Source organism: Arsenophonus endosymbiont of Aphis craccivora, from assembly GCF_013460135.1.
In the GTDB taxonomy this organism is placed as follows: Bacteria; Pseudomonadota; Gammaproteobacteria; order Enterobacterales; family Enterobacteriaceae; genus Arsenophonus; species Arsenophonus nilaparvatae.
The window spans coordinates 859094-875608 of the sequence record NZ_CP038155.1 but is presented as its reverse complement, the minus strand read 5'-3'; the positions used below and the strand labels follow the sequence as shown (position 1 = coordinate 875608).

The 16515-nt window shown below is 44.3% G+C and carries 20 protein-coding genes and 2 pseudogenes; 18 read left to right on the top strand and 4 right to left on the bottom strand.

Going from position 1 to position 16515, the window contains the following annotated elements:
• Positions 1–29 precede the first annotated feature (29 nt).
• The 3 genes from E3U36_RS04675 to E3U36_RS04665 form a co-directional block, all read right to left on the bottom strand.
• Complete coding sequence (locus tag E3U36_RS04675; RefSeq protein ID WP_202881828.1) at positions 30–224, bottom strand: hypothetical protein; 195 nt, start codon at positions 222–224, stop codon at positions 30–32.
• A 132-nt stretch (positions 225–356) separates the two neighbouring features.
• Positions 357–911 carry a DUF2815 family protein gene (locus tag E3U36_RS04670; protein WP_180817262.1) on the bottom strand — a complete coding sequence of 185 codons (555 nt, stop codon included), beginning with the start codon at positions 909–911 and terminating at the stop codon, positions 357–359.
• 15 nt (positions 912–926) lie between these two features.
• Positions 927–1751: a DUF2800 domain-containing protein gene (locus E3U36_RS04665; RefSeq protein WP_238337542.1), complete on the bottom strand. Its 825-nt coding sequence runs from the start codon at positions 1749–1751 to the stop codon at positions 927–929.
• On the opposite strand from E3U36_RS04665, the pseudogene E3U36_RS04660 reads away from it, so the two are divergent.
• The 15 genes and pseudogenes from E3U36_RS04660 to E3U36_RS04600 form a co-directional block, all read left to right on the top strand.
• Positions 1735–2331 (top strand): annotated as a pseudogene (locus E3U36_RS04660) (VapE domain-containing protein); the annotation flags it as partial. The gene E3U36_RS04665 and the pseudogene E3U36_RS04660 sit on opposite strands and share 17 nt — an antisense overlap.
• 75 nt (positions 2332–2406) lie before the next feature.
• The gene (locus E3U36_RS13535) at positions 2407–2466 is read left to right on the top strand and encodes a hypothetical protein (RefSeq protein WP_500784360.1); all 60 of its coding nucleotides are present in this window, start codon (positions 2407–2409) and stop codon (positions 2464–2466) included.
• A 147-nt stretch (positions 2467–2613) separates the two neighbouring features.
• Positions 2614–3060: an antiterminator Q family protein gene (locus E3U36_RS04655; protein WP_180817261.1), complete on the top strand. Its 447-nt coding sequence runs from the start codon at positions 2614–2616 to the stop codon at positions 3058–3060.
• A 245-nt stretch (positions 3061–3305) separates the two neighbouring features.
• Entirely contained in the window at positions 3306–4391 is a 1086-nt protein-coding gene (locus tag E3U36_RS04650; RefSeq protein ID WP_180817260.1) for a hypothetical protein, read from the top strand.
• A 256-nt stretch (positions 4392–4647) separates the two neighbouring features.
• Positions 4648–5325, top strand: a complete 678-nt coding sequence (locus tag E3U36_RS04645) for a hypothetical protein (protein ID WP_180817259.1) — start codon at positions 4648–4650, stop codon at positions 5323–5325.
• A gap of 192 nt (positions 5326–5517) precedes the next feature.
• Entirely contained in the window at positions 5518–6906 is a 1389-nt protein-coding gene (locus E3U36_RS04640; protein ID WP_180817258.1) for a hypothetical protein, read from the top strand.
• A gap of 11 nt (positions 6907–6917) precedes the next feature.
• Positions 6918–8528: an RHS repeat domain-containing protein gene (locus tag E3U36_RS04635; protein ID WP_180817257.1), complete on the top strand. Its 1611-nt coding sequence runs from the start codon at positions 6918–6920 to the stop codon at positions 8526–8528.
• Between the two features lie 18 nt (positions 8529–8546).
• On the top strand, positions 8547–9803 hold the full coding sequence (locus E3U36_RS04630) for an RHS repeat-associated core domain-containing protein (protein ID WP_238337516.1): 1257 nt from the start codon (positions 8547–8549) through the stop codon (positions 9801–9803).
• Positions 9804–9861: 58 nt separating this feature from the next.
• Positions 9862–10077, top strand: coding sequence for a phage holin family protein (locus E3U36_RS04625; RefSeq protein WP_238337515.1), 216 nt, complete (start codon positions 9862–9864; stop codon positions 10075–10077).
• A complete protein-coding gene (locus E3U36_RS04620; protein WP_369412955.1) occupies positions 10037–10270 on the top strand; it encodes a glycoside hydrolase family protein in 234 nt (77 codons plus the stop codon). Before E3U36_RS04625 ends, E3U36_RS04620 begins: the two co-directional genes overlap by 41 nt.
• Positions 10271–10344: 74 nt before the next feature.
• The gene (locus tag E3U36_RS12520; RefSeq protein ID WP_180817535.1) at positions 10345–10731 is read left to right on the top strand and encodes a hypothetical protein; all 387 of its coding nucleotides are present in this window, start codon (positions 10345–10347) and stop codon (positions 10729–10731) included.
• Between the two features lie 28 nt (positions 10732–10759).
• Positions 10760–10879 (top strand): Rz1-like lysis system protein LysC, encoded by a 120-nt coding sequence (gene lysC / locus E3U36_RS13395; RefSeq protein WP_439647279.1) that lies wholly within the window; start codon positions 10760–10762, stop codon positions 10877–10879.
• 153 nt (positions 10880–11032) lie between these two features.
• On the top strand, positions 11033–11422 hold the full coding sequence (locus tag E3U36_RS04610) for a DNA-packaging protein (protein WP_180817254.1): 390 nt from the start codon (positions 11033–11035) through the stop codon (positions 11420–11422).
• A pseudogene (locus E3U36_RS04605) lies at positions 11419–12515 on the top strand (PBSX family phage terminase large subunit); the annotation flags it as partial. The gene E3U36_RS04610 and the pseudogene E3U36_RS04605, both read left to right, overlap by 4 nt.
• A gap of 73 nt (positions 12516–12588) precedes the next feature.
• Positions 12589–13512, top strand: coding sequence for an IS5 family transposase (locus E3U36_RS04600; protein WP_180817253.1), 924 nt, complete (start codon positions 12589–12591; stop codon positions 13510–13512).
• A gap of 197 nt (positions 13513–13709) precedes the next feature.
• Here E3U36_RS04600 and E3U36_RS04595 read toward each other — a convergent pair whose 3' ends face one another.
• Complete coding sequence (locus E3U36_RS04595; protein ID WP_255479100.1) at positions 13710–14009, bottom strand: Spy/CpxP family protein refolding chaperone; 300 nt, start codon at positions 14007–14009, stop codon at positions 13710–13712.
• 55 nt (positions 14010–14064) lie between these two features.
• Here E3U36_RS04595 and E3U36_RS04590 point away from each other — a divergent pair, with 55 nt between their 5' ends.
• The 3 genes from E3U36_RS04590 to cpxA all read left to right on the top strand — a co-directional run bounded on the left by E3U36_RS04590 (position 14065) and on the right by cpxA (position 16438).
• On the top strand, positions 14065–14217 hold the full coding sequence (locus E3U36_RS04590) for a hypothetical protein (RefSeq protein ID WP_180817251.1): 153 nt from the start codon (positions 14065–14067) through the stop codon (positions 14215–14217).
• A gap of 158 nt (positions 14218–14375) precedes the next feature.
• The gene (cpxR, locus tag E3U36_RS04585) at positions 14376–15071 is read left to right on the top strand and encodes an envelope stress response regulator transcription factor CpxR (protein ID WP_180817250.1); all 696 of its coding nucleotides are present in this window, start codon (positions 14376–14378) and stop codon (positions 15069–15071) included.
• On the top strand, positions 15068–16438 hold the full coding sequence (gene cpxA, locus E3U36_RS04580; protein WP_180817249.1) for an envelope stress sensor histidine kinase CpxA: 1371 nt from the start codon (positions 15068–15070) through the stop codon (positions 16436–16438). The genes cpxR and cpxA overlap by 4 nt, the downstream gene beginning before the upstream one ends.
• Positions 16439–16515: the final 77 nt, after the last annotated feature.

Genomic DNA, 16515 nt, shown 5'->3' with positions numbered 1-16515 from the left:
CAGGTTCGAACCCTGAATAGCACACCATTTTACCGATGGCTTTTTGCCAATCGCCTATTCTCTTTTCTCAGGTATTTGTTTTCTTCTGCCAGTAGCTGAACCATATTGATTAATGTTTTGGTTTCTTCATCGGCGTAAACGGGTTGTTCCAGTTTAAGTAGATAATGGTGGTTGTTACTTGGATTAGTAAGTGCAATGGTTTCACTCATATTATCTAATTTCATTTTTTAGACTCCTCGGGTTATTTACACTTTACATATCAAATTTTCCTTAAGATAAATTGAGTAAAAATTACTCATATTTTTAATAGATGCCTGATTGTTCCACTACCTCAGGCCGCGGTAGTTCCCTGGTGTTTAACTTGCCAATAGCTCTTCTTCCTCAGCCATGCTAAGGTCGTCAAACTCTTCAACAGAGGCCACACTTCCGCCTGCAAACGCATCACCATCACGGAAAAACTGAACGCCTCTTAATGATGCTGAAACGCCTTTACCGTTATTGTCATAAGCGTAAAATTCAACGGTGGCGTTCACGTAGCAGCCAGAGTAGGGACGACCATCCTGTGCGGTTAACAGGGAGGTGTTACGGTCAATAACTAATGGGCGGGATTTATTGTTGGCGCTGATATACAGGTTTCCGGCATAGCCGTCGTATTCTTTATTGTCGCCATCGCGTAAGCAAAAACGGTTAGGATTATTGCAAATGCTGTTATAGATTTTTTCGATATCCTTGTTGCCCCATTTTTCGCCAATCACGTGTTTGATACCGGCTTTGATTTCTTCAATCAAATCAGTACGACTTTTGGCGATAAGGAAAGTGGCACGGTATTTGTATTCGCTCTGACCACTAAACTGAGAAGGTTCAAATAAATCAGGAAAAGCCAGACGTACATTCTTTAATTTGATTTTCATAAAGTTACCTTTTGATTAAATGGATTTATCAACGAGTGCCGCTTCGGTCACATCGTCAAAGTCGTTTAAGGGGTTAGTAATCATGGAAGGTCTTGGGTCAGATTCCTGTGCGATAACGGGTTTACCGTCTGCTCGCGCAATAAGCGCTTCCAGTTTTGCCCAGCGACTCGGTTTGTCTTTTTTAAGCAGTTTTTCAGCCTGTCTTGGGCTGATAATTTTCTTGTGGTAGATTTGCTCCTGTTTAAGTTTGGCATTTTTTAACAGCACTTCGGCTTCATGCTCATCACACCAAGTGCGATTATCTTGTTTGCCAGCAACCAGTTTAAAGCCAGGTACCGATTGCCCAATATGTAATGCCTCGGCGACCAGATTTCGCAGGGCTTTACAAAAACTCTCTATCAAATCGACATGCTGGTAGAGTTTTGCCATTTGCGCAGTCGTTAGTAGCGTAATGTGTTTTGGGGCATCACTCAGTTGGGGTGCTAGAGGTTGGATTAGATCGACAAAATCGCCTCTGACTTCATTATGGACAAACTGCGCCTGGGCAAAACACAATCCGCCTTTTGCTTTGCAGAACTGGCATTGCTTGATGCCTGGTGAAAAGGCATTATCTGGTAGCGCATCAAGCCCGTTGCGCTCGGCAAGGGTTGCCATCTCAATGGCTTTTTGCACTCTCAATCTAGCCAGGTCACCAAAGTCTTTTAACTCCTCAACCGATAGCGCCCACTCGGACAGATGGTTAAGTCTTGGCTGATGAATAAAAAGATGAACTGTTTTAAAATCATAAACAAGGTCAAACTGATGTAACGCCCCTAGCGCATAGAGAGAACTGGAATCCATCAAAGCCTTTGTCACGCGTACACATGAAAAGTGGATCCCCAAGTTTAAAGAATTCGCCACACAATTTCCCAGACGCTCATTTAGTATTGGTACGACAAATGAAGACGAATTTTTAGGCGACAAAACCGGTAATCGGCGTTGGTTGCCGATTGAAGTTGGGAAAATGGATTTAGAAGGTATCAAAAAGGATGTGATTCAGTTTTGGGCGGAAGCACGAGAGCTATTTACCAAAAAATGGATTCAATTTAAAGAAGCAGAGCAACTAGCTAATCAGGTGCATGAAAAATATTTCATCAAAGATGCGTGGCAGGAAATTATCGAGCGTTGGTTAGATGAACCGGATTTAATGACCTGACAAAAACCACGGTCACGGCAATTTTTACGGTCAGCGGATATTTTGCGTGCAGCTCTGAACCTGGAACCGAAAAATATATCGCGACGTGAACAAATGCGCATTGGTAATGTTTTGCAAAATTGCAATTTTAAACAAGTTCTGCGTCGTGTTGATGGAAAAGTTTGTCGGGTTTGGGAAAGGCGTAACAACCTGCAACAACGTATAAGCACTGGGTTGTTACACTAAATTTAACCCATTGATATTAATAAAATAAATGGTGTAACAACCTAACGGGTTTAGGTTGTTACATTTCGTTGCAGGTTGTTACGCCTACGAACGGTAAAAATATTCCCGTTCACAACAGGAGCGAAAATAACATGAGCAGAGACATAGAGAAAATACTTCTCCATTGGGACGACGGCCGTGCGGGTAATCGGCATGCTGGTTGCTACTACCAGTGAACTGACAAATTCACCACCTAAAATATTTCGAATAAAGCAAGTAGAGTAAGACTGAGGGTAAAATACGATGCGCAGAGATATTCAACAAGTGTTAGAGCGATGGGGAACATGGGCCCGTGATAACAACACCGGGATAGACTGGTCGCCGATAGCTGCCGGTTTTAAGGGATTGCTCCCATTACGCCCGTCTATGCGCCCTTCGTGCTCAGATAAGGATGGTCTTATTATCGATAATTGCGTTTCGCAATTGCAAAAAGTACGCCAGCCTGAAGAACTAAGTTTAATTATTGCGTATTACGTCAAGGGCTATTCGAAGCGGGCCATCGCTCGCCGACGTCGAGTGGATGAGAGGCTGATACGGGCAAAATTACTGATTGCAGAAGGCTTTATTGACGGTTGTTTATCGCTGCTCGCCGTGCGATTAGACATGGACCAGGAGGTTAAAATTTATTCGCCACAAAAAAGTGAAAAAAGGATTAGTGCGGTCCGCAAAAAGTTTGTTAATGTGCTATGAGTGGTTGATTTAGCTTGATTGAATAAATCAAGGTAGTGCGCTAACAGTTCCATCGCAAGGCATAAAGGATTCAGCAGTTTTGCTACCCCGAAGTCCACTTCATAGAAATATCCGTTTAATAAAATTCAAATCTGAAAACATAAATTAATATTGAAATTACCACGCTGATACATGTGTACGGCGCAGTAATACTTTTCAAAAAAACTATATTTTACTTTTGATACACCTATTGTTGGTAAATAAAAATGACTGATGAAATAACGCAATATGATAATCCAAATGACATCGATATCCTTAGTACACTAAAAATACAAGCTGTTTCTGGAAATCTATCACCTAGCATATATGCCAACGGGAGAAATCAGCTGCCCATTGAAATTACAGCCAAAGCGGTCAATAAAGACGGGAACCCGCTTAAATTTTCTAACGAGACGTGGATTTCTATATTGAATTTATGTTTTGCTGAATCTGATAAAAAACTCAGTAGTAAAGGTAACAGTGGTTGGTGTTTTACGGAGGTGGAAAATGAGTACAGTGTAGAGCTTCAGCCAGGCTCACACCGTAGTAAGAGACTAACGACTGGAGAAGATGGCACGGCCATTATTATTCTGTATGTTTACACCGATGGTATAAACACAAAACGTATCGCCGTCAGTGTCGATACGGATAACGGAAAACACTTTACTACTGCAGATATTCCCTCTGGCGCTGAAAAAATGTATTTAACTATAATTTCGCACCCGAAAATTAATTATAGCAACCGCAATAACATACGTATTACCGAGGGAAGTTTTGAGGACATTAATAATAGCGTACCTTGGGCCTCACGTTTCGGGAAACCAATTTTTAAAGAGCACCATGATGGCACCTGCAAAAGAAAATTTGTTGAAATTCATCCTGCGATGGGTGGGCAATTCAAAAAACACAAAATAATTTATACCACAGTTACGAACTATGATGTAAGTAATAGTTACTTTGTTTGGGCTGAGCATACATTTGTGCCAGATGAGAATGTAAGTTGCTTCAATATTATTCAAGGGCCGCATTATCCTTGCGCTGTAATAGGTCGCGGAGAGAATTTTAATGATTATCAAATTAATCTTTGGTATAATGCAAAAAATCAGATTAACATTGGCGGCAGTGTAATGTTAGAAAGCACTAGTTATTTGTTATATAAATTTACGATGCCTTCCGCTAACTGCTCTCCACTCTTCTGGCATAATCTCATTTACCACCCAGAGGTTAGAGTGACTGACTTTTACGGCAATGAGGGAACGATTACCCTGACATTTAACGATACGGATCACTTTGATATCCCCGGCATCGTCTAGTGAAGCGATAAATAACAGTAACGTCATAGCCGATAAATGTTCTTTATTTCTTTTCAGCATTGAGTCATGTAGCCCATTAGTCGGTTATGATATAACCTCATCATAATTTACGCGTAATAATAATGTCATGCTATCAAAAATCACAATGCTGATTTTTTAAATTAACATGATGCTGTTAAAGTAATAAAACCTATTTTTGCATACAACCCCTCTCTGCGTAAATCCTGCTCATCCTGCTTAGGAAACCAAAATCATTATGAGCTCATCTTCACACTATACCAGCGCCGGTAATTTTATCAGCGCCGTTCAGGGCAGCGTCGACCCACGGACTGGATTGTTTAATCTGCGGCTTCCTTTGGCCAATATTCATGCGAATGGGCTGACGGGCCCTGCACTCTCGCTTACCCTGATGTACTCGCCCTTATCAACGGCAAATCCGACGGGATTTGGTATTGGTTTTCGGTTGAACTTATCGCAATACGATAACAATACCGGCCAACTCTTGCTGTCTACGGGTGAGGAGTACCGCGTTGACAGTAATGGTAGGGTAAAACAGCAAAAGCTGAAAACCTTTGTCTTTAAAAAAGCGGATAAAAATACCTATCAGGTCATTCACAAATCGGGTCTAATAGAGCGTTTATCGCTACGTAGCGGTGAAATTTATGTTCCGACGCAGATTGCCTCCGCTGAAGGACGAAGGCTACACCTCAGCTGGGACTCGCAGTTTTCTCCCGCCAGCTTGACCCAAGTGACCGATGACGATGGTCATATTCTTTGCGCAGTGGTCTACCCGGATAAAAACTCAGACTTCACGCGTTTCACTCATTTGCCGGATAGTGTGGATCTCAGCTACAAAATAATCTTTGAGTTCATCAACGACAGGCTAAAAAGCGTTACCAGTGATGCGGTTGACCCCGCATTGGTCTGGTTTTGACTACGACGATATTGGGTCCCAAGCCCGTTACCGGGCGATTACCGCCGTGCATTCGCCCACCGGCCTAACAGAAACAGTCAGTTACCATACCCAAACGGCTGACAGTATGGCATTCCCGGAGATTGCCAACCTTCCCCCCTTCCCTGTGTCCATCGGCACACCGTTATTCCGGGTGGGGAACAGCCGCCCAGTGTGACCAACTGGACGTATACGCAAAAAAACTATTTAGGGAAAGATGCGGGCTTTAATCTGTGGCAGCCAGATAAAGACCAGATGTTGAACTTCTTTCTGCCTGATTATCAGTACGGCTCTACCGAGCAACGGTTGGATGCGGACGGCCATATTCTTTGTCAGGTAACCCGCCGCTACAACGCCTATCATCTGCTTGCGTCTGAAAAAACGGTGCGGGAAGGCAAAACTCATCTCAGTGAGACCCAGTATTACGCAAAAGCGGGGGTTAAATTTGATGACCAACCGACTCAGCATGCTTTGCCGAAGACGAAAAAAGAGACGTGGTCCGAACCTGGCGAAAAAGGGGGTACCGCTTCTCGCGCGGTGGTGACACGTTATCAATTTGATGAATTCGGCAATCCTGTTCGTCAGGAAGCGCCGGATGGGACAATCAGTGAGTACACCTATTACCCTGCCGAAGGAGAGGGCAGTAACTGTCCGGCGGACCCGTATGGCTTTACCCGGTATGTTAAAAGCCAATCGCTCACCCCGTTGCAAAAGAGCGGTCGTGAACCGAAGAATATGACCCAGTACACGTGGCAGCCGTTAGCGGCATTAGAGACAATAACAGGTAACGGCTATGCTGTGGTGCAAAAAACGGTCAAGCAAACCACGGGAAATAAACGTAGCCTGACGGAGAATACCTATTATGCTGATAAGCATTCACGCCCGATATATGGGTGTCTTCATCGCAAAACTATCACTTTAACACCCGATATCCGTCAAGAAAAAACGTTTACGTATAGCCAGCTATTAACTTACACCATGACGGAGCAGGCTGTCACTGAGCATCACGCGTTCACAGGCCACGACGGGCTAACGGCAACAAACACCACCGTTAGACACATCAGCACAGGCAATGTGTTGTCTGAAACCTCTGCCCAAGGGATAGAAACCCATTATGCTTACGATAAACTGGGACGGATAATACGTCGGACACTCTGTCCTGATTCAGTGTATACCAACACCAGCACCTGGGAATATCGGGTTCATCCGGCAGGGCCTTATTCAATCGAAACGGATGCGTGGGGAAATAAACATAAAACGTCTTTTGACGGTGCGGGACGTGCACTCCGTCAAGACACCTTTGATACCGAGACGGCGCGGTGGTATGCCACCTTTAGCTGTCAACATAATCAGTTAGGTGAGGTTAGCTCCGGTACCGTCAAGGATTGGTTAACCGGAAGCCAGACGGCTTACCCGTTAACCTCCGAGATTACCTATGGCGGATGGGGAGAAAAGAAAGCGGTCTCGTTCTCTGACGGTAAAAAATCGCTGCAACAGACAGACCCAATTGCGCTCACGCAGACCGTTTACAGCCAAAGCAGTACCGGTGTAACACAGCGCTGACTAGCGCTAGCGTGACCAGCACGTTAGATAAAATCAGTCAGCTTCCGCTTAATAAAATCGTCAAAGACCTCACCTGGGCAAAATATAGCGAATCCACTTATCAGTGGGATGGCCTAGGGCAGTTACTCGAAGAACAGGACGAGCTGGGTCAGATTACACAAAGAACCTATGATGAATATGGTCGGGTATTAACCCAAGCATTGCCTGACGGTACCGTCGTTAGCCGGACGTATGCCCCTCACCTTACCGGCAATGCAGTGGCTTCCATTAGCGTCACCGGCTTGGATATCCAAGGGGGTTCCCGGACTTGGTTCCTGGGTACGCAAACCTTTGATAGTCTAGGCAGGGTCACGCAACGTGTCAGCGGAGGCCGCAAGACTGCCTATCGCTATCAGGGTGTCTCGCCCACGCCCTCAACTATTACCCTGCCATCGGGGAAAGCAGTGAAATACACCTATATTCCAGAGTTAGGTAATGCCGTTAGCAGTATATGCAGTATATGCAGTATATGCAGTATATGCAGTATATGCAGTATATGCAGTATATGCAGTATATGCAGTATATGCAGTATAAAGGCTGAGGGTATTCGCCAAATATTCAACTATGACAAGCAAACCGGAAAATTACTGAACGCTCAGGAAGCCAGCGCCAAGCTTGAAAACACCTGGTCAAAGGCCGGCCAGTTGAAGGAAGAGGCATTTTTACATAATGCACAGAACCGCAAGGCAAAGTATAAGTATACGCTAAAAGGTGCTCCAGTTTCCTATACTGATATTACTGGTAAACAAACCCAGTACAGCATGGATGCACACGGTCGCGTCACCCGCATTACCGATGATAGCTTAACGGTTAACCTAACTTATGATGCATTGGGTCGATTAAATAGCCAGCCAGTGCGTGATAAGGCTTCTACCTCGTCTTTAGCGACTGCGTTCAACTATGACATTTTTGGGCGTGAAATCACGCGTACCATCACGGACAAACGCGGTACCACACTGATGTTATCACAAACGTGGCTGAAAAACTGTCTACTCGCTGCACGCACGACACAGAAAAATTGCCTAACCTGCCGTGAAGAGCAGTATGGTTATGACAACCGTAACCGACTGATTCGCTACACAGCCTCTGGAGACAGCCTAACGGTGGATGCATATGGCCATCGGATGAGCGCGCAAACGTACCGCTATGATGCCCTTAATAACCTCACTTCCGTCAAGACCACCTTTGTTGACCGCAGTACCACCACGGCGACCTATAGTTATCAGAACGCGAGCGACACGACCCAGCTGACAACGCTAACTAATACGCACGATAACTATCCGAAGACCATCAACTTAAGCTATGACGCTGAAGACCGGATGACCCGCGATGAAGCGGGTCGAACCCTGACCTATGACGTGATGGGACGTCTAACGGGCGTAAGTGATGAGACAATCCACCGCACAGGGACCTACAGGTACGATGCCTTGAACCGTTTGATTACGCGCCACGCGGGCAACAATGACGTCAGGGAACTTTATTATCGTGGGGCTGAATGGGTCAATGAAGTTAACACGTCAACAAACAAAGCAACCCGGTTGGTTAAAACCGGTCATAATTGGAATGGTTTATTCAAAAATTAATAACTAACCTGTTTGGGCGTGAGTGACGATAAGGGATTGACGCTAACGGCGGGAGACAAAAACGACAGCCTGCTATGGTCTGAAGAGGCGGGGACCTCTGCCGAAGGTGAGCTCCACGTCTGGTCACCTTACGGCAGTGGTAAACCGAGCGATAGGCTGCCTGGTTTTAATGGTGAGCGGGTTGACCCTGTCAGTGGTACGTATCATTTAGGCAACGGCTACCGAGCTTATAATCCGGTGTTAATGCGCTTTAACTGTCAGGACAGCTTAAGTCCATTCGGTGCAGGCGGCATTAACCATTATGCTTACTGTGCCGGTGACCCCATCAATCATACCGACCCGTCAGGCCATCTCAGTTGGCAGGCGATTACGGGGATTGTGGCAGGAATCATTGGGATTGGCTTCGCAGTGTTCACGGCAGGCGCTTCTATTGCGGCAGCCGGTGGTGTTATGGCGGCAATTAGTTCTGCATCTGCGTCATTATTGATTATTGGCGGGTTGGGTATTGCATCGGATATCACCGGAATAGTGAGTGGTGCAATGGAAGATTCCAATCCAGAGGCTTCAGCTACTTTAGGCTGGGTATCGCTCGCCACGTGGTTAGCGGGAATGGCTGCTGGCTTTGCGAAAGCAAATTCTGTGAGTAAGGCTGGATTAAGAAATACTAAAGAGGTTAATAAACTGAGAAGCGGTTCTTCAGGTAGTGCCTCTAATTTTACTGTAACTCAGCTTGATTATCCATTTTTTGTTAGAGAACAGATACGTTTTCCCGAAATGGAAGGCGTAGGTTTAAAACCCCACTACAGAATATTTGATGTTGACGGCGCTCTTAAATTTGGTTCTGATACTAAGGTAGATCGGACCAGTACTGATGAAATACTGGAATTTTTACTGAAAAACACGAACGATGACCGTAATATTGTTATTGTTAGTGGCAGTCATGGTGAGATACGTGGGAATAATTGGGGTAAATTCAAGAACTCTAATGAAATTGTTAGAAATCCAGCGCTTAGAGATATCCATATGTTAAACGAGGATAAAGCAAGGTATATAAAGGGTTTACCTGAGGGGCTTCGGCCATTGAATGGACGTATGGAAGTTATCGATATATTTGATATGAATGCTACAAGTTATTCGGCTCTTCTTAATGATAATAGTGTTCATGTTATTCAAGCATTCTGTTACTCATCGTTAGATGAAATTTACCGTCAATTTTTTAATTTGGGGATGATGGATGCTACTGCTTCATTCTTCACAATAGAAAATCTTTTTTGAAAACTCTAAAATTTATTAATCCTTGCTAATGAAATAATCACAATAAATGTCACTAAGTATGTCTGAAAAATACGCAACCCCGACGGCCTATCTCTCAAGTCTGATGACGACCGTTTTAGGTTTCTTTACGCTTGAACAATGGGTGGCGGTAACCGGTATTGTCTGCACAATCGGGACATTTCTTATCAACGTGTACTACCGCAAAAAGGAATACAAACTCAAAGCGCGGCATTATGAAGATACTGAAAAAAATCCTGATGGCGATGGGCGGTAGTGCGGTGTTGTTGGCCTCGACGATGGTAACATATTTTGAAGGCTTAAGACATAAACCCTATAAAGATGGGGGTGACGTGTTAACGGTGTGCTACGGGCATACCGGGAAAGCGATTATTCCGGGTAAACACTACACAGACGAGGAATGTCAGGCTTTGCTGGAGCGTGACCTGAAAGCGGCGATGGCAATATGACGAAGGCAAGGTATCAAAAGGGCTGGTTAATCGCCGGGCGATAGAGCGTGAGCTTTGTCTATCGGATTAACGTTATGTATTGGAAACTGCTTCTCACAGCTGGATTAGTTGCCACGATAACAGCACTTTCCATCGTGGTCAGGTTTCAATATGTCGAAAACGTCCGCCTAAAACTGGCCAACCAATCACTAATCGCCGAGCGTGATGAAGCACGAGCACAGTTTACCCACTATGCGCAGGCGGTTGATATTGTTAACACCATAGCGGGAGCCACCCAGGATGCGCACCAACAGGCGATACACGAATCGCAGCCGCAAATTGTTGAGATACAAAAAGCAATTACCCCTGAACGCTGTGCTCGTCTGCCTGTGCCTACTGCCGCTGTTAACCGGTTGCGTGCACACGCCGATAAAATATCTTCCCGTGCCTCCAGCACCCATTCCCGCCACGCTCCTCGATGATTGCGCTCTGCCGGTGATATCGTAACACATGACCTGGGTCGATAGCCTGATACTCAATGAGCAACTGCTGCTGGCTCTCGAGATGTGTAACCAAGATAAAGCGGCGATAAGGCGAATTGAAGAAAAGAAAAATGATATGCAAAAATGAAAAGCAGCCCAAATAGAGGGACTATCATTTCCCTGTAAAAAGTATCGCAAGTTATAGCACAATGATTTTTTGAAGAAAGAACCAAAAGTTCTGGGCGAAACATCAGGGAAATTTTTCTCTGATGATATTTACAGTCAATCTAGAGACTAAGTGATGGTGAGTAAAAATAAAATTGGACGTCCAAGCAAGTTAACCGTGAGCCTCGAAAAGGCCACAGCCTATTTGATGGGGGAATACAAAACCGTGGGGGATGTTGTGCCCAGTGTGGCAGGTTTAGCCTGTTATTTAGGGATAAGACGGTCTATCGCACAGGAATACGCCAAAGAAAATAGCGATTTTTCGGGCACGTTAGCGTCCATAAAAACTATCCAGGAAAATAGTCTGATAAATACAGGGCTTACCGGTGAATTTAACCCAACGATTGTTAAGTTAATGTTATCTAATCACGGCTACGCAGAAAAACAAGAAACCGCTCTTACGGGTAAAGCGGGAGGGGCTATCAAAATTGAAACATCCCCTATGAGTACACTATTTGGGACATGACAATGATTAACCCTGTCTTTGAACCTTTCATTGAAGCGCATCGCTACAAGGTCGCTAAAGGTGGGCGAGGGAGCGGTAAGTAATGGGCGATAGCGCGGTTGCTCATTGAGGCGGCAAGACGCCAGACGGTTCGTATACTTTGCGCGCGTGAGTTGCAGAACAGTATTCGCGACTCGGTCATCCGATTACTTGAAGACACGATTGAGCGTGAAGGGTATGGTGCCGAATTTGAAATCCAGCTCTTCATGATTCGGCATCTAGGCACTCACGCTGAATTCATGTTTTATGGCATCAAGAACAAGCCAACAAAGATTAAGTCATTAGAAGGGATTGATATTTGCTGGGTTGAGGAAGCCGAGGCTGTGACGAAAGAGAGTTGGGATATTCTGATCCCGACCATTCGAAAACCCAATTCTGAAATATGGGTGAACTTCAATCCTAAAAATATTCTTGATGATACTTACCAGCGATTTGTTGTCAATCCCCCGGATGATATCTGCCTACTGACCGCCAATTACACTGATAACCAGCATTTTCCTGACGTACTCAGATTAGAAATGGAAGAATGTAAACACCGTAATCCAACGCTTTACCGTCATATCTGGTTAGGTGAGCCCGTCAGTGCGAGTGAGAGGGCTATCACCAAACGCGAATGGCTGGAAGCGGCTATCGATGCACATAAGGTGCTTGGCTGGAAGGGGAAAGGGGCAATTATTGCCGCACATGACCCATCAGATACCGGCACAGATGCGAAAGGCTATGCAATGCGCCACGGTTCAGTGGTGAAGCATATATCAGAAGGCTTACGAATGGATGTTAACGAGGGTGCTGATTGGGCGACGGAATTAGCCATTAGGCAGGGCGCAGATCACTTCCTTTGGAACGCTGATGGCCTCGGCGCTGGACTTCGTTGACAGATTACGGCCGCTTTCGAGGGAAAAAAACCGTTGTTACCCTGTTTAAAGGAAGCGAATCACCATTCAATGAAGAGGCGGCGTATCAATCAGGCGCCTGGTTTGATGAGGTTGTCGAGGGTGACAATATTCGTACCCTGGGCTATGTTTTCAGAAATAAACGCGCACAATTTTATTGGCTTTGTTGAATAAATCGAACTTTTAGGTGATTGGCGGAGCTGATCGCTAAATTCGTTTCAACATCAGGTCCCCATGGCAAAGCAAAAGTTTAAAATTACCAACTGGCCCGCGTACAACAAGGCACTCAGACAACGCGGTTCCCTGACGGTCTGGCTTGATGAGTCGGCCATCGCTGGATGGACTGACAGTTCTTCGCCTGAAGGTCGTGGCCGGCCGCTTTACTACAGCGATATGGCTGTTACCACTGTCCTGATGATGAAGCGTGTGTTTAACCTGTCGCTCCGGGCATTACAGGGCTTCGTTGATTCGATTTTTAAACTCATGTCTTTGCCGCTGTGCTGTCCGGACTACTCGCTGGTCAGCAGACGAGCAAAGAGCGTAAACATCAGCATAAAAACGCCAACGCGTGGTGAAATCTCGCATCTGGTCATCGACAGTACCGGTCTGAAGGTCTTTGGCGAAGGTGAATGGAAAGTCAGGCAGCATGGGGCTGACAGACGAAGAGTGTGGCGCAAGCTTCATCTGGCAGCAGACAGTGTGACTCATGAGATTATCTGTGCCGACTTATCGCTCAGCGGAACGACAGATGCGCAGGCACTGCCGGGCCTGATTAACCAAACCCACCGGAAAATCAGGGAAGTGTCAGCAGACGGTGCTTATGACGCCTGTTACTGCCACGATGCGTTGCTAAGAAAGAAAATCAGGCCCCTTGTCCCGCCGCGAAGCGGAGCGAAATACTGGCCGGACAAGTACCATGAACGTAACCATGCAGTGGCGAATCAGCGTCTGAGCAGGAGTAATGATATGTGGAAAAAGAAAGTGGGTTATCACCGGCGTTCAGTGGCAGAAACAGCGATGTTCCGCATAAAAACTTTGCTGGGTGGCCATCTGAGGCTGCGTGACTATGAGGCTCAGGTAGGTGAAGCAATGGCGATGGTCAAAGCGCTGAACCGTATGACGTTGTTGGGTATGCCACACAGCGTCAGGATCGGATAATAGGTGTAGCAGAGGGAGCCATCCTGTCGGCTAATTCTGATTTATTCAACAAAGCCTATTAAATCTAAAAATTAGTTTTCTCTAACATAGAAAAAAGCCCTCCATAAAAGAGGGCAACAAAGACAGGGATGGTGTCTATGGCAAGGAAAAACTTCAATGATTACTTGCTACTTATTACTAGGCTTATTACGAAATATTTAATATCTTGCTAGAGAGAGCTGTTTTTGATGTTGCTTCTCCAGTATTATTTTTTGCTCGTGTGTTAATAATTTATAAAATTGGTTATATATGCGAGCTATTTCAACTTGTTGTTCAACAATGTCTTGTGCCAGTTTTTTTGCTGTTACGCGAAAAGCAACATCATCAAAAATATCTGCTGTCATCAAATTATGTAAAATTTCACGTTCTTGTCGCGAAACTCTATTTTTAAAGCTTTGTTGTCGTTGTGAAGCCATCAAGTCACGCATTTGCTGGCGTTGTCTTTCGCTTAATGTAATACCTTTAATTAAGGGGATAAATATATCATAGGGATTGCATAGTCTATCTCTTGTTATGTTACGCTTAGAAATATGGCTATCATATTTTACAGCCTGTATTTTTTCGGCAGATTATGATGTTGCTATACTAACATCTGCTGCTTCGGCTAAAGCCGCTGTTGAGCCAACAATAAATAGCGATGATGTAAAAGTTATCATTGCCCAGTGACGCATTAATAATTTACTCCCGCCCTCTTTGAATAAAAATGTTAATATTATCTAACTATATCCGTGTGGTTGAAAACTAGCGTCAGAGCGTGTAAAAGAACGTAAAGTCATGGCATCGCGGCGATTCTTGTCGTATTTTGCTCTTGGAGGATATGACTAATGCATAAAATCTTACTTGTTGATGATGACCGCGAACTGACTTCGCTGTTAAAAGAATTACTTGAAATGGAAGGCTTTAGTGTGATCATCGCCTATGATGGCGAGCAAGCATTAACGCTTCTCGATTCAACAATTGATCTATTGTTACTTGATATCATGATGCCCAAGAAAAATGGTATTGATACATTAAAAGAGATACGTAGACAATATCAAATTCCGGTGATTATGTTAACCGCTCGTGGCAGTGATTTGGATCGTGTTCTTGGTTTGGAATTAGGTGCAGATGATTATTTACCTAAACCATTTAATGATCGTGAATTAGTTGCACGTATACGAGCCTTACTGAGACGTTCAAATTGGAGTGAGCAAAGTCAGGATAATCTTAATTCGTCAATTTGTCAGGTAGATGGTTTACAGTTAAACCCAGGACGACAAGAAGCGAGTTTTAATGGCAAGGTGCTTGATCTTACTGGAACAGAATTCACTTTACTTTATTTATTAGCACAACATCTTGGTCAGGTTATTTCTCGTGAACATCTTAGCCAAGAGGTTTTAGGGAAACGTTTAACCCCTTTCGATCGTGCTATTGACATGCATATCTCAAATTTGCGGCGTAAATTACCTGAGCGGACAGATGGATTACCTTGGTTTAAAACCTTACGTGGACGAGGGTATTTGATGGTTTCAGCAACATGATAAATAGTTTGACAGCCAGGATATTTGCCATTTTTTGGTTTACGCTGGCTTTAGTATTGATGTTGGTATTGATGGTACCAAAGCTTGATTCAAGGCAAATTACACCGCTGTTGAAAAGCGAGTACCGTCAAGGTCTTATGTTAGAACAGCACATAGAAGCTGAATTAGCTGGCGACCCAATTAATGATCTTATGTGGTGGCGCCGGCTTTCTAACGCCATTCAAAAGTTGGCTCCGCCAGATCAGCATCTTATCATGGTAACCAGTGAAGGACGGGTTATTGGCGCTATGCCCAATGAAATGCAGGTAATTCGTAATTTTATTGGGCAATCAGATAATGCTGATCAGCCGAAAAAGAAAAAATATGGTCGAGTCGAAATGTTAGGGCCATTTTCTATTCGTGATGGGGAAGATCATTACCAACTTTATTTGGTTCGTCCAGCCAGTAGTCCACAATCTGATTTTATTAGCTTGCTTTTTGATAGGCCTTTTTTGTTGTTAGTTGCAACAATGCTAATTAGTGCTCCCTTGTTATTATGGTTAGCATGGAGTTTAGCAAAACCTGCCAGAAAATTGAAAATGGCAGCAGATGATGTTGCTAATGGTAATTTACGTCAACACCCTGAATTGGAATCTGGTCCGCAGGAGTTTTTGGCGGTAGGAAACAGCTTTAATCAGATGATTAGTGCGCTAGAAGGAATGGTTAGTGCGCAACAACGGATGATTTCTGATATTTCCCATGAGTTACGCACCCCGTTAACACGTCTTCAATTAGCCACCGCATTATTACGCCGCCGACATGGGGAGAGCAAAGAATTAGAACGGATTGAAACTGAAACATTGCGCCTTGATGGTATGATTAATGATTTGTTGGTACTGTCTCATAGCCAACATAAGAATGAAATATTGAGACAAAATATTAAAGTTACCGATCTTTGGAATGATATTTTGGACAATGCTACGTTTGAAGCTGAACAGATGAATAAAACACTTAATGTAACGGCTTCTCCTGGTACTTGGACAATTTATTGTAATCCTCCTGCATTGGGTAGCGCGTTAGAAAATATTGTTCGTAATGCCTTACGGTATTCCCATAATCGTATTGAAGTTGCATTTAAAGAAGAAAATCAAGGTATTTTGATCACGGTAGATGATGATGGCCCAGGCGTATCAAAGGAGGATCGGGAAAAAATCTTTCGTCCCTTCTATCGAACTGATGAAGCGCGAGATAGGCAATCAGGCGGTACAGGTTTAGGGCTAGCTATTGTCGCAACAGCGGTTTTTCACCATAAAGGGTGGGTAAAAGCTTCTGATAGCCCATTAGGCGGACTAAGATTGCAATTATGGTTATCGCTTCATGGACGTTAATTGCTTTAAGTAAAAAGTTTTGTAATTACATTAATTGATGTTTTCAACGATATTGGATTTATAACTACTTAGAATTA

What these genes read in the sequence shown, in the direction of transcription:
- E3U36_RS04590 (WP_180817251.1), top strand. Translation starts at nt 14,065, where the DNA reads ATGTTACGCTTAGAAATATGGCTATCATATTTTACAGCCTGTATTTTT.
- E3U36_RS12520 (WP_180817535.1), top strand. Translation starts at nt 10,345, where the DNA reads ATGTATTGGAAACTGCTTCTCACAGCTGGATTAGTTGCCACGATAACA.
- E3U36_RS04675 (WP_202881828.1), bottom strand. Translation starts at nt 224, where the DNA reads ATGAAATTAGATAATATGAGTGAAACCATTGCACTTACTAATCCAAGT.
- E3U36_RS04650 (WP_180817260.1), top strand. Translation starts at nt 3,306, where the DNA reads ATGACTGATGAAATAACGCAATATGATAATCCAAATGACATCGATATC.
- cpxA (WP_180817249.1), top strand. Translation starts at nt 15,068, where the DNA reads ATGATAAATAGTTTGACAGCCAGGATATTTGCCATTTTTTGGTTTACG.
- E3U36_RS04620 (WP_369412955.1), top strand. Translation starts at nt 10,037, where the DNA reads ATGAAGATACTGAAAAAAATCCTGATGGCGATGGGCGGTAGTGCGGTG.
- lysC (WP_439647279.1), top strand. Translation starts at nt 10,760, where the DNA reads ATGACCTGGGTCGATAGCCTGATACTCAATGAGCAACTGCTGCTGGCT.
- E3U36_RS04655 (WP_180817261.1), top strand. Translation starts at nt 2,614, where the DNA reads ATGCGCAGAGATATTCAACAAGTGTTAGAGCGATGGGGAACATGGGCC.
- cpxR (WP_180817250.1), top strand. Translation starts at nt 14,376, where the DNA reads ATGCATAAAATCTTACTTGTTGATGATGACCGCGAACTGACTTCGCTG.
- E3U36_RS04665 (WP_238337542.1), bottom strand. Translation starts at nt 1,751, where the DNA reads ATGGATTCCAGTTCTCTCTATGCGCTAGGGGCGTTACATCAGTTTGAC.
- E3U36_RS04670 (WP_180817262.1), bottom strand. Translation starts at nt 911, where the DNA reads ATGAAAATCAAATTAAAGAATGTACGTCTGGCTTTTCCTGATTTATTT.
- E3U36_RS04610 (WP_180817254.1), top strand. Translation starts at nt 11,033, where the DNA reads ATGGTGAGTAAAAATAAAATTGGACGTCCAAGCAAGTTAACCGTGAGC.
- E3U36_RS04625 (WP_238337515.1), top strand. Translation starts at nt 9,862, where the DNA reads ATGTCTGAAAAATACGCAACCCCGACGGCCTATCTCTCAAGTCTGATG.
- E3U36_RS04600 (WP_180817253.1), top strand. Translation starts at nt 12,589, where the DNA reads ATGGCAAAGCAAAAGTTTAAAATTACCAACTGGCCCGCGTACAACAAG.
- E3U36_RS04645 (WP_180817259.1), top strand. Translation starts at nt 4,648, where the DNA reads ATGAGCTCATCTTCACACTATACCAGCGCCGGTAATTTTATCAGCGCC.